16 protein-coding genes are annotated in these 14,568 nt (G+C 42.0%); 8 read left to right on the plus strand and 8 right to left on the minus strand.

Features of this window, described 5'->3' with window-relative positions; translation table 11 throughout:
* From PHP90_RS07815 to mnmH, 3 genes are all read right to left on the minus strand, one after another.
* Nucleotides 1-405, minus strand: a 405-nt coding sequence (locus tag PHP90_RS07815; RefSeq protein ID WP_299927814.1) for a hypothetical protein, incomplete at its 3' end; no start/stop codon positions are given.
* 4 nt (nt 406-409) lie between these two features.
* Complete coding sequence (gene selD / locus PHP90_RS07820; RefSeq protein ID WP_299927816.1) at nt 410-1,444, minus strand: selenide, water dikinase SelD; 1,035 nt, start codon at nt 1,442-1,444, stop codon at nt 410-412.
* The gene (gene mnmH, locus PHP90_RS07825; protein WP_299927819.1) at nt 1,428-2,438 is read right to left on the minus strand and encodes a tRNA 2-selenouridine(34) synthase MnmH; all 1,011 of its coding nucleotides are present in this window, start codon (nt 2,436-2,438) and stop codon (nt 1,428-1,430) included. Before mnmH ends, selD begins: the two co-directional genes overlap by 17 nt.
* Before the next feature lie 81 nt (nt 2,439-2,519).
* On the opposite strand from mnmH, the gene PHP90_RS07830 reads away from it, so the two are divergent.
* The 4 genes from PHP90_RS07830 to PHP90_RS07845 all read left to right on the plus strand — a co-directional run bounded on the left by PHP90_RS07830 (nt 2,520) and on the right by PHP90_RS07845 (nt 5,405).
* Nucleotides 2,520-3,047, plus strand: coding sequence for a YaeQ family protein (locus PHP90_RS07830; RefSeq protein WP_299927822.1), 528 nt, complete (start codon nt 2,520-2,522; stop codon nt 3,045-3,047).
* Nucleotides 3,048-3,146: 99 nt separating this feature from the next.
* Nucleotides 3,147-3,869 (plus strand): ATP-binding protein, encoded by a 723-nt coding sequence (locus PHP90_RS07835; protein ID WP_299927825.1) that lies wholly within the window; start codon nt 3,147-3,149, stop codon nt 3,867-3,869.
* Nucleotides 3,870-3,961: 92 nt separating this feature from the next.
* A complete protein-coding gene (locus PHP90_RS07840) occupies nt 3,962-4,669 on the plus strand; it encodes a YebC/PmpR family DNA-binding transcriptional regulator (RefSeq protein ID WP_299927828.1) in 708 nt (235 codons plus the stop codon).
* A gap of 172 nt (nt 4,670-4,841) precedes the next feature.
* Nucleotides 4,842-5,405: an outer membrane beta-barrel protein gene (locus PHP90_RS07845; RefSeq protein ID WP_299927831.1), complete on the plus strand. Its 564-nt coding sequence runs from the start codon at nt 4,842-4,844 to the stop codon at nt 5,403-5,405.
* Between the two features lie 38 nt (nt 5,406-5,443).
* Here the strand turns inward: PHP90_RS07845 and PHP90_RS07850 are convergent, their stop codons facing one another.
* Nucleotides 5,444-6,103 (minus strand): lytic transglycosylase domain-containing protein, encoded by a 660-nt coding sequence (locus PHP90_RS07850; protein ID WP_299927833.1) that lies wholly within the window; start codon nt 6,101-6,103, stop codon nt 5,444-5,446.
* A gap of 78 nt (nt 6,104-6,181) precedes the next feature.
* On the minus strand, nt 6,182-8,311 hold the full coding sequence (locus tag PHP90_RS07855; protein WP_299927836.1) for a WD40 repeat domain-containing protein: 2,130 nt from the start codon (nt 8,309-8,311) through the stop codon (nt 6,182-6,184).
* Nucleotides 8,312-8,373: 62 nt separating this feature from the next.
* On the opposite strand from PHP90_RS07855, the gene PHP90_RS07860 reads away from it, so the two are divergent.
* Nucleotides 8,374-8,748 (plus strand): hypothetical protein, encoded by a 375-nt coding sequence (locus PHP90_RS07860; RefSeq protein ID WP_299927839.1) that lies wholly within the window; start codon nt 8,374-8,376, stop codon nt 8,746-8,748.
* 5 nt (nt 8,749-8,753) lie between these two features.
* On the opposite strand, the gene PHP90_RS07865 is transcribed toward PHP90_RS07860, so the two are convergent.
* The 3 genes from PHP90_RS07865 to PHP90_RS07875 form a co-directional block, all read right to left on the minus strand.
* Nucleotides 8,754-9,680, minus strand: coding sequence for a methyltransferase domain-containing protein (locus PHP90_RS07865; protein ID WP_299927842.1), 927 nt, complete (start codon nt 9,678-9,680; stop codon nt 8,754-8,756).
* Nucleotides 9,677-10,342: a TIGR01621 family pseudouridine synthase gene (locus PHP90_RS07870; protein ID WP_299927845.1), complete on the minus strand. Its 666-nt coding sequence runs from the start codon at nt 10,340-10,342 to the stop codon at nt 9,677-9,679. Before PHP90_RS07870 ends, PHP90_RS07865 begins: the two co-directional genes overlap by 4 nt.
* Nucleotides 10,343-10,410: 68 nt before the next feature.
* Entirely contained in the window at nt 10,411-10,836 is a 426-nt protein-coding gene (locus PHP90_RS07875; protein WP_299927848.1) for a hypothetical protein, read from the minus strand.
* Between the two features lie 198 nt (nt 10,837-11,034).
* On the opposite strand from PHP90_RS07875, the gene PHP90_RS07880 reads away from it, so the two are divergent.
* Genes PHP90_RS07880 through PHP90_RS07890 form a run of 3 tightly spaced genes read left to right on the plus strand, consistent with a single transcriptional unit; the run spans nt 11,035 to nt 14,555 of the window.
* Complete coding sequence (locus tag PHP90_RS07880) at nt 11,035-11,772, plus strand: TetR family transcriptional regulator (RefSeq protein ID WP_299927851.1); 738 nt, start codon at nt 11,035-11,037, stop codon at nt 11,770-11,772.
* On the plus strand, nt 11,765-13,093 hold the full coding sequence (locus PHP90_RS07885; RefSeq protein WP_299927854.1) for an AarF/ABC1/UbiB kinase family protein: 1,329 nt from the start codon (nt 11,765-11,767) through the stop codon (nt 13,091-13,093). The genes PHP90_RS07880 and PHP90_RS07885 overlap by 8 nt, the downstream gene beginning before the upstream one ends.
* Complete coding sequence (locus PHP90_RS07890; protein ID WP_299927857.1) at nt 13,086-14,555, plus strand: DUF4153 domain-containing protein; 1,470 nt, start codon at nt 13,086-13,088, stop codon at nt 14,553-14,555. Before PHP90_RS07885 ends, PHP90_RS07890 begins: the two co-directional genes overlap by 8 nt.
* Nucleotides 14,556-14,568 lie beyond the last annotated feature (13 nt).

A 14,568-nucleotide genomic window follows, 5' to 3' on the forward strand; every position in this document is an offset into this window, starting at 1 on the left:
ATTCTCTATTTCATCAGGACAAATACGTTTAGGACGGAAATCGCATTGGCGATCTCGTAATGCTACACTCATCGACAGCTCACATGTTTTACTTACGGCACTTTTATCCCAATGGGCATAAAAAGTACGGGCGCTGTAACGGTTGTGATCACTCTCGTAATGGGTGTCTCCATTGCATGAGTCTCCAAGCTCAATAATACGCTGAAACCGGCTGATATCAGAGGGGAGGGGAACCCAGAGGGCGCACTCTTTATCCTTATGGAGTGAGAGATCAAAGTTCCAGCGGATGTTATAGAGGGCAAGCCCTTCGTTGAACTTCGTAGTGGAGTCGGCAGTGAGAAAAGAGGGGGAGAAGCAAATCGCGCTAGCGAGAGCTGTTTTGGTCATAAATTCGCGTCTGTGCATGGTGTTATCCTACAATAATATCGGTATCTGTTTTGGCGACAACCTGTGCGACAATAGCCGCCGGTATCCCCTCGTTAAGACACCGTTCCTCAATTTTTCGAGCATTTTCGTGCGTTGCCGCAATCAAAAGTCCCCCCGATGTTTGCGCATCAAAAAGGATCATCTCCATATCATCTCCGATGTTTCGTGTAAAACGTACTTTGGATTCGAGATACTCTTTGTTCGCATAGCTTCCCGCAGGAATGATTCCCATCGCGGCCATCTCCATCGCCTCAGGAAAAAATGGCACGGCTCCGGCATCTACCTCAATCGTTTTAGCGCCTCCGCCCATTTCAGCCAAATGGCCCAAAAATCCAAATCCCGTCACATCGGTGCAGGCATGGGCATCAAACTCCCGTGCGATGAGTGAGGCTTTGTAGTTGAGAGTGCGCATGGTCTCCGCTACTTTAATGACGGCGGGTTCATCCAACAGATCGGCTTTGATCGCGGTGATTAAAATCCCCAGCCCCAGAGGCTTGGTGAGGACGATCAGATCTCCCTCCCGCACCGTATTGTTACGGAGAATTTTATCAGGGTGAACGAATCCGGTACACGATAGCCCGTAAAGCATCTCGGGGGTTTCGATCGTATGTCCTCCGACGATAACCGCACCGCACTCCTCTGCCTTGCTTTGTCCTCCGCGAAGGATTTCGGTTAATATCTCAGTAGGGTGGTTTTTACCGTCAAATCCGACGAGATTGAGAGCTGTTTTGGCATCGCCCCCCATCGCAAATACGTCGCTTAGAGAGTTGGCCGCCGCGATTTGGCCGTAGATAAAAGGATCATCCACCACAGGGGTAATAAAATCGACCGTCTGCACCATCGCCAAATCGTCCGTGATACGGTAAACTCCCGCATCCTCATTCCCCTCAAATCCGACAAGTAAATCTTTGTGAAATGATTTCAGATGACAGGTGACATTTTCGAGCGATCCCGGGGAGAGTTTAGCCGCACACCCTGAAGCACGGACAAACTTTGTTAGTTTAGCGCTGTTGTTCATCTTGAATTCCCCTAAGTATTTCGAGTGTTTTGGAAGGATTGTCGTTGTGAACGATCATGTCGGGCTTGATGGTCACTTTGTAGACTTTATCATAATATTGTGTCAATAATATTTCCGAAACTTTGGGCAGGTCACCGTTTTCAAATGCGGCAATACCGGCGGCTTTATCGTCACGGCTAATGTAGGGAGAAATACGTTCCATCCGCTCGATAAAAAAACTCTCATCCATTGTGTCGTACATCCGCATAATCCGCTCTATCCTCTGTTCCAAAGGAGCGGTGATCTGAATACGAAATCCCGACTCCATCTGCTTGTAGAGAGCAGGAGGGAGCATGATTTTTCCGATTCGTTTGCTCTCGGCTTCGACGAATGCCTTTTTATCGGCCTTCAAAGTGAGCAAGGCATGGACCAGCCTGTTTTGAAACTCTTTTTGGCTCGGCTGCGTACCGTTGACGTCTCCGAATACCGAACCGTAGTGATTGGCCATTTTCTCAAGATCGATCACATTTTCCAGTTCATTCAGGAGATCGCTCTTACCGCACCCCGTATTGCCCGCGAGGGTTATGAAGTTTACGGAGGGGAGATGCTCTAAATAGTCGGTTACAAAAGTCCGGTACGATTTATATCCTCCGATCACACGGTCGATCCGGTATCCGATGTTGGATAAAATCGTTCCGAGTGAAGAAGAACGCATACCCCCTCGGGCACAGTAGATGGCGACTCTGGAATTGGGAGTAAATGCGGGATAAATATCGTGAATATGACGAGCCGCATTGAGGCAGACATACGAAGCCCCCTTGACCCGCGCTTCAAATGGGGATATTTGTTTGTATATCGTACCGATTTCGTGATGTTCTTCGTCATTCAGTGCGTAAAAATTTTGTGCAAATGGGATATGAGATTCACCGTATTCATGCGGACTTCGCGCATCAATAATGAGGTCATAGGTGTTAAGGGATTCTAAAAAGGTTTCAATAGGTATGGTTTGTATCATTTAAAATTCTATCATTTATCGGCTAATAGCTCCATTATAAGCCCTCTTATGTCATAGTTCCATACATAAAAGGGAGTTCTTATGGCCGCAGGTTCAACGATCTACAAAGCACAACTCAGCATCGCCGATATGGATCGTAACTACTACGAGACCCATGAGATCACGATAGCCCAGCACCCCTCAGAGACCGATCAGCGCCTGATGATTCGTCTCGTTGCTTTTGCCCTCAATGCCAGTGATCGTATGGTGATTACAAAAGGGATCGGCGGAGACGATGAACCCGAATTGTGGGAAAAAAATTATGGCGGAGAGATTGAGCTGTGGATCGATCTGGGGCAGATGGACGAGAAGCGGTTGCGCAAAGCGTGTGGACGATCTGAACATATGGTTGTTTATACCTATAATCTCAAAAGTGCGACTGCATGGTGGAAACAATACGGTGCAACGTTTGAACGATTTAAAAATCTGCGTGTCATTCATCTGCATACGGAAGGGATAGAAAAACTGTGTGCGCGATCTATGCGGCTGCAGTGCAATATCAGCGACGGTGAACTGAGTTTTCACAGTGAACACGGAGATGTTACAATAACGCAAGAAGAGTGGCAGTAATACGTCACAATTTGATACACCTTCTGCTCCTTTATAGTTAAATCCGTTTGCATTGGCTATACTTAGACCCTTAGATTTACATCACGAATGGATCAAACAATGAAACGAATAATTGGAAAATTTAAAAGTTCAATTGCAAAATTAGAGCTTCACGACCGTGTATTACGGGAGAACACCCTTATTTTGGCGGAACCGGGTTCAGGTAAAACCCATTTGGCTAATAAAATTCGCGAGTTTGTTATAGCAAATGAAATACCGACTCTGTATCTCGATTTTTCCAATCCCGAAATCGATCAAATCGAAGAGCGGTTTAAAAACGGTGCTGAATTTTTTTACATGCGTTTTGATGAGAGCGATGAGTTCAATGCCGCGTTGGATAGCGCGATTGCAGAGCGTAAAAATATTTATATGGCGGTAAGTCCTACATTTTTTGCCAGCAAACGGGATATCAAAAGTAAACTTTCCCAAATGATGCAAAAACGTGAATTGCTTGAAAATTATTACTATTTTATGCAGGAGATTGCGAGTTTGGAAGGGTTCTATACCAAATTTGAAGACTTTATTTTCTATATTTTCGACCTTGTCAATCTCAAAAAATTCGGGCTTACCTTCTTGACACAGCCGCATGAGATTTTTGAAAATCCGCGTATTAAACTACTCTTTTCATTCCTGTATATCGGACGATGCTCAAATGCCTATTATTACAATACAACCGTATTGCGTAATATGAAACCGCATACCTTTTTGTATCAACACCGAGTCGATAATCGTTCACTCCTCTTTAACAATATTCAAAGCGACATCGTTTTCATAGACGATTGAAATCGTATCTAGCGGTTCTCTCATCGTTGAAGATGGAGGTTAAAACCGCTATAATTCCATAATTTTTTACATTTTTTAGAGGAGAGTACCGTATGGGAAGAGCGTTTGAATATCGCAAAGCGGCAAAAATGAAGCGCTGGGGAAATATGTCGAGAATATTTCCGAAATTAGGAAAAATCATCACTATGGCGGCGAAAGAGGGCGGGGAAGATCCTGATATGAACCCGAAACTTCGCAGTGCTATTTTGACGGCAAAAGCGCAAAATATGCCGAAAGACAATATCGACGCGGCGATCAAACGTGCCAGCGGTAAAGATGCTATTTCATTGGCTGAAATGAACATTGAGGGAAAAGGACCGCATGGTGCGCTCTTTTTTGTAGAGTGTGCTACGGATAACAATGCACGCACTATTTCCAATGTCCGAACTATTTTCGGTCGTGCCAAAGGGGAAACCCTGAACAATGGTTCTTTGGAATTTATGTTCAGCCGTAAAGCGGTATTCCGATTTCCAAAACCTGCTATGGATTTGGAAGAGCTTGAATTCGCACTTATCGATGCCGGAATTGAAAGTATCGAAGAAGAAGAGGGTGAAGTGAGTGTTTACGGTGAATACACCTCATTCGGAGCTTTGTCAGCCGAACTTGAAAAAATGGGGATTACACCTGATAGTGCTGCACTGGAGCGTATCGCAAACTCTCCGGTAGAGTTTAGTGACGAGCAAATGGCGGATATTGAAAAACTGATTGATAAACTCGAAGAGGACGATGACGTCCAAGCCGTTTATACCAATATCGGATAACATTTATTCAAAGAGGTTTCGGCCTCTTTTCCTACTTCTTTGACGTTCTCTTTTTAGAGAAAATTATTACTGAACATTCACTACATCACACTTTTATCACATACTTAACCACTATTGTATAGATTATATGTTATAGTAATTCCTTATAATAATAACCGCACTAGGAGAGAGAATGAAGTTTTCAATGGTTACAAAAGCCGTTCTTGTTACATCTTTGATGTTAGGATCAGCAGTGTATGCAAAAGAATTCAAAGTACTGCCGATTTTAGACAATAACTTTTGTCCAAATATCCAGGTAGGACTTTCTACCGGATATATGAATCTTAAAAATGTAAATGCCGAGGGATCTACCGTAGGGATAGAGATTTCTCTTGATTGCCCTGTTTTCACCCTTCCATGGGATAACCTTCGACAGCAAATCATGTTAAACCATTTTGACAGTGACGGTTTGGAGATGACAAATCTCGAATTTAATCCTTATTATCTCATCAGTTTAGGCAATAATATGGAGTGGGGATTTGGCCCGGGATTTGGTGTGATCTTCTCAAAAGCACAGAAAAGCGATACGGTGTTTACTCTCCAAGCAGGAACCGGTTTGAAATATAACATCAGCAAAGAGTTGTATACGGGTGCCGATATTCGATATCAATGGACACAGAAAGCAGAACTTTCAAACGGATATAAAGAAGATCTTGATAATTATCGTGCACAGGTTAAAATCGGGTATCGTTTCTAATCATCCCATCTTTCTCGCTTACTCAAAGAGCGGGAAATCTATTCCTCTTTATTTTCTTCCTCATCTGTTTTTGAATAGTGTACTTTTGCATCCAATAAAAGCGTTTTTGCAAAATGGGCTTTTGTTCCTGATGGAAAATGGGGATCTTTTAAAAGTACCGATATTTTCTTGCTTTTATTTTTTTCGATGAGCTCTTTGAGGTTTCCTTCTCCCATTCCGTATGCAAAGTCGGCCAAATACCATGTCCCAAACTCTTTTTTAAGACTTTTAATGTAGCGTATCACCGCTTCGGTGGAACGGTTAATATCAAGCCGTCCATCATTGCCTTTTTTGACTGAAAGACCGAAATTCCTAGCACTCTGTTTGCTAAACTGCCATAATCCTGCAGTATTGTATCCTTTGGCATGAGGGTTGAATTTCGATTCTGAGTAGGGGATCATCGTAAAAAAGAGAGGAATTCCGGCTTCACTAAATTTGGCTTCGATAGGTTTTAGATCTTTTTGTGTTGCTTGGTAGCGTTTATAAAGAGGGGCGATAGTTCCGCGATAATGATCCAGAGTCGTATCCAATACCGACGTATCAAGGATGGATTCATTACTCTCTAAGGATTGAAGCGAGAGATCAATCGATTCGACATCGCTTCTGCCAAATACGCAAAGAGCTGAGAATAGGATGGTGATAGCCAAATACTTTTTCATGGGGCTTCTTTTCCTATAGTATATTTGAATAATTTATAATAGCTAAAAAAAGTGAAGATGTATCCGACTTGCAATGAATCAGACGATACGATCGGGAAGAGTCTGCAGATTATGAAGCCATTCGTCCCGTTTTTGTAGATGCAGTTGAGAGGGATCAAGATCCGTTGCAAAATTCTCTTTTTTGGCTTTTTTTAAGAGATGGCGAATTTCAGTATCAACCCCGAATAATTTGCAATAATTAGCGACTCCCGATGAAAAAGTTTTTTCTTTTTTGGATTGCAATATTTTGAGCTGTATCTGATACGCCATACGTAGAATATTTCCGATACGTTCATAACGTCCAGGAAGGTTCATAAGATTTTCAAGCGTTGCCTTGATGGAAACGATATCTCCTCGTATGGCATACCCTTCACATAGCTGTAATTTTTCTTGCCATTGGCGCTCTAACTCCTGGACCCAAGGCAGAATCAACAGTTCAGGATAGAAATCGAGTATATGATAGGCAGATCGCCAATGCTGATTGGTAATAGCGTGGTGTATATTGGATGCCTGAGTTGAAAATTTTTTCAGCTCTGAGTAAGTTTCTTCGTATTGAACGATATTCCCCAGTTCATGGAGCAGTAAAGATGCATGATCAAAAGCCTGATTTTTGAATGCCTCGATAATAGCGTTTTCCAACTCTCCCGCTTCGTCAATCAATTGGGTGTAGGATGGGAGTTTACGCAAAATTGAGTACTGTTGCGTCAAATGGTTTAAAAGATGATAATCACGATCGTGAATTGCTTTGGAATAGGTTTTTAATACATCAGAATGGTGAATAAGAAGTTGAATCATAGGGCGTTTACTGTTAACGGCTGCAAAAGGTTCAAGCTCCTTTTGCGCCTCTTTTGTTTTACCGAGCAGAATGAGTTTCTGTGCTTTGTTAAAACGTTCAGTCCACATTTTTTCCGTTTGTTTGTAAAAGGTTGTTGATTGCAGTAACGCAGAGTGTTCAACCAATCCATAAAAAGGGGAAAACTTTCGGCTCTCGAAAAGAAATTTAAGCCGTTCTATGTAGGTAAATGCATTCAGAATTGGGGCAATCTCTTTCGATTTGACGCTTTTAAAAGGGTCTAGGAACTCTTTTGCTTGATCAATGGATTCCTTTTCTAAAGCATGTCTGGCTTTTTCCATTGCATTAGTAAAAATGGATTCCAATAACACATACGACGGACTCTCTTGTAATAACGGTTCTTCTCCGCAAAAGCGGTAGGCTTCGGTATATGCATGTGAATCAATAAGTGCATCCAGCTGATTGGTCGGCTGTAGATCAAACTCATAGAGTTCACCATTTTGTGTTCCGATAAAGAGATGTTCATTGGCATCCTTGCATACCCAGGTAATAGGGTGTTCGAGCTCGATATAGCGATCTTTTAATACTTTCATGGTTTCAATATTGATCAAGGTTAGGGAGCGCTGTTGAGATGCTGCCAAAACAAAAGGGGTAGAACCGACATTCAAGAGATGGACAATAGGACCCAATGACGTGGAGACCCTTTGATTGGGAAACTTTTTATTCCGGGATATCTTTAATAAAACACCGTCTTGATTTCCACAGATCAGAGCCTCTTTGTAAAATACAATTGCTTGAGTTTTCATAGGACCGGGATGAAACCGCTGGGTTTGGGTTTGACTCCGATAATTCGTAACGACGATATTCCCGCCGTAGCCCGAACTCGCAAGCAAATTATTATGAAATGCCAAGGCAGAGACAAAATTGATTTTTGGTTTTGTGTACAGCGTACTGTATTCAGGAAATGAGTGTAACCTGGAAACCAAAGTATTGGCGTCATACCGCCACAGAAGGACACGTCCTTGATCGGTACCGCACACAAAATGAGAACCATCAGGAGAAAAAGCGATCGCTGTCGGTGACTGTTGATCCAGTTCAAAACGGTTGAGGAGTTTTTTTTGGTTCAGGTCAACAATATGAAGAATATTATTTTCTTTTGATCCGAATACCAATCGCATATGTTTGGGATCAAAGGCATAAAGGAATTCTGAGTTTTTGGGGACGTTTAGATGCAGTATCTTTTCTTTTGTATCGGTGAGTGTATTGTAAAGAAAGATTTCATGATCTGCTGTTACGATCCCAAGTTTAGACGACTGTAACGGCATTATAAATGAGATAGATGATTCAAATTGCGCCAAGCGGGTTTTGAGAGGCATTATTCAATTTCTTTATCTTAGGGTATCTAAGGAGTATATCATAAACGAAATATAATATTCATTTGAATCAAGATTCGCTACAATGGTGGAAAGAAGAAGATGTTAAAAAGGGTGAGTCAATGCAAGCGGAAAGAAAACAGATCATTCGATATGCCTTGGATTATGAGATTGAGGATATCAGTACTTATTCAGGATATAAAGGTGATTTAATAGCAAAAGTAGTAACAAAAGATTTAAATGCAGCTGTCGAGATACAACGATATGCACGCAGTTTAAATATTTTGGATGTTGTGGTCAAACACAATCCGAATCTTGCCATATATGAAATCTATTGTGTTACAAAAGATTCACATGTATATCATTTGAAAGAAGAAAATATTATGGAAGAAGTTCATTCTCATCATACCGTTAAAGATCCATGGGGTGGAAGTAAATAAAGAGTTTAGAGTAGTTTCGTTCCCGTCAAAAACAGATAATCTTTTCCCGTTAACGTAACCCGAAATTTTTTTTGCTGCAAATATTTTTTACAATAGTATATATCTTTTACGAGTATCGACATCTCCGAATAGGGGTAGTTCGGTGCCTTGGCTCCATAGATCATCTCTCCTCCCATCCAGCGGCAGTTCGGAAACCCCAGGATTATTGCTCCTTCTTTGCTCAGGTACTCTTGTACCAATGATGCAAAAAGCGATTTGAACTCCAACGTACTGCTTTGCAATGTTCCGATTGTCATGATGAGATCAAAACGTCCTAAATTCAGAGAAGCGAGATCGTTGATGTCGTGGACGTGAAATGTTGCATTACCCTCATTAAACCGTTCTCGTGCGACGGTGATGGCACTTTCTGAGTGGTCGATACCGACGAGTTCGATATTGCTATACTCTTCATGAGGCACTATGGTGCGGATGAGGTCAAATTCGTCTCCCGTATTGATCCCCAGATTTAGAATCCGTTTTTTATCCCCGACTTTGACACTTCGAAGTGCACGCAGATAGGCGCTGAGAAATGCCGGTTCTTCGTTTTTATGGATCGCCGCGAAACGCGATGCCGTTCCGTATTTTTCCTCTTTGGCTTCGGAAGAATGAAAAGAGTCGCTGAGGTCGAGCTTTTCGTAGGTAATCTGTACGGTATGTTCGGATACGGTTTTCGGGGTCAGCATCCGGCAAAAGAGCAGTTCTCCCAGATCGCTTAGCGCTTTGTAGCTGCGATAGAGATAGGATATTCCATCGACCGTTATCGTTTCGCCGGCGTAGTGTCCGCGGCCGATATCGGGATTGAGCACTTCAAAAGAGATTGTATCGGACTCTTTGAGAATTTTTTGTGCCCATGAGAGGATATCGGTGAGGGGATCGTTCGTAAAGGTTTTCAAAACAGCTCCCACGGCTTATTCCATATTTCGAGCTGATTTTTGCACTCTGCACTCACAAACCGTTCCCCCTCTTCGGGCGGTACAACAAACTCAAACGCTTCATCGTTTAGACGAAACCGCAGAGCATAGGCATGCAGATATCCCCGTTCCTCTTTGCGCGCTTCGTCGGCTTGCGCGTAACGCTCATCTCCTGCGATAGGGGAACCTAGGCTTTTGAGGGCGACGCGGATCTGATGGGTTTTCCCTGTATGGGGTTTGATGAGAAAAAACCGCTCATGGGTGCGCAGAGCACAGCTGATGAACTGTGTGATTGCAGGATTTTCCATCGTCGTGAGGAGTTTGTAATCTCCGCGTCGCGCACTTGCCATATCACCCTTGATCCATCCCATCTTTTTCTTCGGTTTGCGCATACTGATGGCGAGGTAGTATTTTTCGACTTCGCGTGCTTCGAACATTTTCCCGAACTGTGCCGCCGTTTCGGAATCTTTGGCGAGGATCACGAGACCGGAGGTCATCTTGTCGAGACGGTGGACGGGGAAGAGGGGAATGCCAAGCTGTTGGCTCACTTGGACAACGAATCCCGCTTCTTCTTCGGAGTGAAAGTTTACACCTTCACTTTTATAGGCGATGACTAAAGAGGGGTGGTCATAGACTATTATCATGGTGTGATTATAGCGAAATGAGATAGTTAAAGATGGGTTACGTTTCTCGGCTTGATCGGGACTCTATCTTACAGTATGTTAGATTTTTTATTTTTTCTAACGATAATATAGAAGCTAATTGCAAGAAGTATAAAAAAGCAAATAAATGAATTTATTGTAGTATCAAATGTTGGACCATTATCACCTAATGCTATACCACCCGGAGATAAAATATTGAGTGATCCCATTAAAAATGAGATAGGAATTATAATTAAATAGTCTATAAGACCATTCATTCCTTGTTTAAAGTAATTAATTAAAGCTGTGAGGGTTCCACCTAAAAATAATGCCATTGCGATATTAAATGGTATAGAAAAAACGAATTGAATTAAAATTTTAACAGAAGTTATACTGATTTTTTTGGATAGGTTTATACCTAAAAGAATTAACAACATTGTTAGTACTAATGACACAAATGTTGCAGGTACTCCCAAAAATAATGCAATTAAAGGCATATTTACTACTTTTTACTTTTTAAATATTATAGTTGAAAATGTCCTATAAAACAAACTATTTTAAAGCTGTGTTCTTGAAAAATAAAAGTATATAGATGCATATATTCATCAATTTCTCTTTTTATATTTAACTTACTATAAAATACTTGACAATAAAAGCGTATTTAATATATACTACGTTAAACAAAAGGAGATAATATGAAAATTTCCCAGGATGCCAAAGAGCTGACGAAGATCAAAATTCTCGAAGCGGGTGTTGAACTCATCATTGAAAAAGGGTTCAAAAACGCTTCTATGAGAGAGATGGCTAAAAACGCCGGAGTCAGCAATCCGACGATCTATAACTATTTCCCGACCAAAGAGCAGATGTTGTATACCTACATCGAGTTGAAACATCAGCAAACGCAGGAGATTTTAAATGCGATTGAGGATTTTCATACCTATACCTTGCGAGAGCAACTCCAAACATTGATCGAGACCGAACTCGAACTCTATCTCGAAGATCGGGAGTTTGTGATCCAAATCGCCGATATGGTTTTTCACTCCTCATCGTTAAAACTCGAATCCCTCTATGCGACCAATCGTCTCTTTACCGATATGGTAGGTGAAATGATCGCTATCGCCATCGATGCGGGAGAGATCGAGAAACCTCCGTTTGAAGAGTATCTGCCGAAGCTGTTTTGGGATTACTTCGTGGTGGTGGTCGCGTATTGGGTCAAAGATGAGAGCGAATCGTTCGAAAATACGACGCAGTTTATCGACCATTCGATGGGAGTTATCGAAGCGTTGCTCCAATCGAATCTTCTGAATAAAGCGTCTGAGTTGGGAATGTTTTTGTTCAAAAATCATCTCCTCTCTTCGTTGACACGCTTTTCTACCAAACAGAGTCGTTTCACAAAAATGAAACGCAAACTCGGCGAGGTGTTTCATGGATAAGTGTATACCGACAACCACGATTGCACGTGCCAATGTGATCGGCAAAACGTTGGTTAAAATCGGAGCCAACCACTCCAAAGGGGTGATTAAAAAACTGATCTCATCCGATAGCAACCGACAATCTATCCACGATGAGACGCAAGAAGCAACGGCAAAGCTGATCATCGAAGCCCTCGGCGAGCTCAAAGGGGTATCGGTCAAAATCGCCCAGCAAGTGGCATTGGCATTGCCGTTTTTACCGCAAACCTATCTCGAACAGATCACTAAATCGTTTAATGCAATCCCTCCGATCAATCGCGCATTGATCCGTAAAATCATCAAGCAGGAATTAAACGGCTATCCTGAAGAGCTGTTTGAATCGTTTGAATCCACACCGTTTGGGAGTGCGAGTCTCGGACAAGTCCACAAAGCATTCCATAACGACGAGAGTGTTGCAATCAAAGTGCAATATCCCGGAATCGCCAACACGATCAATACCGATATGGGGATGATAAAATTCGCACTTCAACGTTTCGCAAAAGGGCAAAACGTCGATCATATCGTCGAAGAGATCAACCAACGACTCTACGAAGAGGTCGATTACACCTATGAAGCGAAAAATGTCCTCTTTTTTGGCGAGCGTCTCAATCATCCTCATGTGGTTATTCCTAAAGTCTATTCCGAACTTTCCACCTCAAAAGTTTTGGTGTGTTCGTATGTAGAGGGGAAATCGTTTGGCGAATTTTTAACTTCATCCCCGTCGCAAGAGGTGCGAAATCACTTCGCACAGCTCCTTTTTGATACCTTTTTTACCTCATTGTATCAGCTCAAAGCGATCCATGCTGATCCGAATCCTGGAAATTTTATCTTTATGGATGACAACCGATTGGGGCTTATCGATTTTGGTTGTATCAAATACGTCGATGACGACTTCCTTGTCCCCTATAACCGTTTACACCTCTCTCTCATTGAGGAATGTGATGATCTTAGTATCGCAAAGCAGTATGCCGCGCTCAACATGATCGATTCGAGCGATGATGCGTCGATGGTTGCTTTTTATAACGAGGTGATAAAACCTCTGGATCGGCTCTATATCGATGTCCTTACAAAAGATCATTACGATTTCGGAAATGATCACTCTTTTTCCAAAAGAGGGTTTGACACGATCTTGGAAGTGCAAAAAAAACAGACCCACTCGGTTCATAAATTTAACCAAGAGTATCTTTTTCTAAACCGTACCCTTTTGGGGTATTACACGATGTTCGAACAGCTGGGTGCGCGGATCGACACACGATCGGCTAGAAAAATAATGAATCAATACCAAGGAGAAAATCATGGCTAATTTGACTGAGGAGATCCAAAAGATCGATTTTGAGGATAATCATTTTAAAAATGTCCGGTTTAGTTTATTGTTGGTGGGGATTAGTCTGCTGTTGGCACTGTTCAAAACACAGTTCGTTCCAGATCAGGCGATAGGTTTGGGAAATATTTTGTTTTACATGATTGCGCTGATACCGATAGCGTATCTGGGACTAAGCCGTCAAGTGCTCAACCGTTATACCCATTGGTTCCTCCCTATTGTTTTAGTGTGGATCGCTGATATTTTTATCTACAACAACACATTGACGCAAGAGTTTTTGCCTTTGATCGTCGTGGGAACCATCGTTATTTTGTATCTGACGAGTATGCATAAAGTCGATTATCTGTATCAGACACTGATCCCGAGACTTTTGATCGCATTTTCATTATTGAGATATCTCAGAGTTTTTACCGTCCATATCTTTTCACTCAATCCAAACTATTCGATCTATAAAAGAGTTTTGATCGGGATATTGATTACCGTACCGTTTATCGGAATATTTTTGACTCTATTTATGAATGCGGATACTAACTTTAATATCGCCGTTAATAATGTCATAAGCTTTTTTGCCATGCCGCAGCTGGATAAATTGGTGATGATTCCGGTTTACTTTTTGATCTATTTGAGTCTATTTTTGTATAGTTATCTCAATCGTGCCGAGCGTCCCGTCCAAGAGAGCCAAAAGTCATTTGATATGGTCATCGTCGGTATTTTCTTGGGAGCACTGAATCTATTGTTCGTGACGTTTTTGGTGTTTCAGATCGCCTATTTGTTCGGAGGAGAAGCGTATGTCAGACAATCGGGTATTTCACATGCGCAATTTGCCCGTGAAGGATTTTTTCAGCTCGCATGGGTCATCGGTTTGGTCGTTGTGATCTTTTTAGCCATTATGCGCCGGTATCAAGGGGAACTGAGTATCAAGATTTTGATGAGTCTTTTTATGATGCAGACAATCATTATGGGAGTCGCATCGCTCACAAAGATGCAATTGTATCAAACACTATTAGGGATGACGACATTACGTTATTACGCGGAGTGGTTCGAGTATTTTTTAATCGCCGTTTTGGTTGTAGGAATCGTATTCACACTGTTACGCCAATCGTTTCATTTGATCCTGAATACCGTCACTGCAATGGGATTGATCGCTTTTACGGTCGTTTCGTCACTCAATGTCGATTATATGATCGCGTCGCATAACGTCGAACAATTCAAAGGTAAACCCGAACAACTTGATATGGCAATGCTTTCCAACCTATCGATAGATGCATTGCCGGCTTTGAAACAGACTCCGGTGATGGTTACGGTCAATTTTCCTAAAGATAGCTGCCGCTTTGCGATGCAATATCATTATGGAAGATGTGAGCTTATTCGTAATCACGGAGATACTCAATTGAATTATGTAAATGCGAATGAACGTATCAGTACGTATGCATTCAATCAATAATCAGGAGGATGGT

It is taken from the genome of Sulfuricurvum sp. (assembly GCF_028712165.1).
Classification (GTDB): domain Bacteria; phylum Campylobacterota; class Campylobacteria; order Campylobacterales; family Sulfurimonadaceae; genus Sulfuricurvum.

Coding starts and splice junctions, on each gene's coding strand:
- PHP90_RS07850 (WP_299927833.1), bottom strand. CDS start 6,103: ATGAAAAAGTATTTGGCTATCACCATCCTATTCTCAGCTCTTTGCGTA.
- PHP90_RS07835 (WP_299927825.1), top strand. CDS start 3,147: ATGAAACGAATAATTGGAAAATTTAAAAGTTCAATTGCAAAATTAGAG.
- PHP90_RS07885 (WP_299927854.1), top strand. CDS start 11,765: ATGGATAAGTGTATACCGACAACCACGATTGCACGTGCCAATGTGATC.
- selD (WP_299927816.1), bottom strand. CDS start 1,444: ATGAACAACAGCGCTAAACTAACAAAGTTTGTCCGTGCTTCAGGGTGT.
- PHP90_RS07890 (WP_299927857.1), top strand. CDS start 13,086: ATGGCTAATTTGACTGAGGAGATCCAAAAGATCGATTTTGAGGATAAT.
- PHP90_RS07840 (WP_299927828.1), top strand. CDS start 3,962: ATGGGAAGAGCGTTTGAATATCGCAAAGCGGCAAAAATGAAGCGCTGG.
- PHP90_RS07830 (WP_299927822.1), top strand. CDS start 2,520: ATGGCCGCAGGTTCAACGATCTACAAAGCACAACTCAGCATCGCCGAT.
- PHP90_RS07870 (WP_299927845.1), bottom strand. CDS start 10,342: ATGATAATAGTCTATGACCACCCCTCTTTAGTCATCGCCTATAAAAGT.
- PHP90_RS07875 (WP_299927848.1), bottom strand. CDS start 10,836: ATGCCTTTAATTGCATTATTTTTGGGAGTACCTGCAACATTTGTGTCA.
- PHP90_RS07845 (WP_299927831.1), top strand. CDS start 4,842: ATGAAGTTTTCAATGGTTACAAAAGCCGTTCTTGTTACATCTTTGATG.
- PHP90_RS07880 (WP_299927851.1), top strand. CDS start 11,035: ATGAAAATTTCCCAGGATGCCAAAGAGCTGACGAAGATCAAAATTCTC.
- PHP90_RS07855 (WP_299927836.1), bottom strand. CDS start 8,311: ATGCCTCTCAAAACCCGCTTGGCGCAATTTGAATCATCTATCTCATTT.
- mnmH (WP_299927819.1), bottom strand. CDS start 2,438: ATGATACAAACCATACCTATTGAAACCTTTTTAGAATCCCTTAACACC.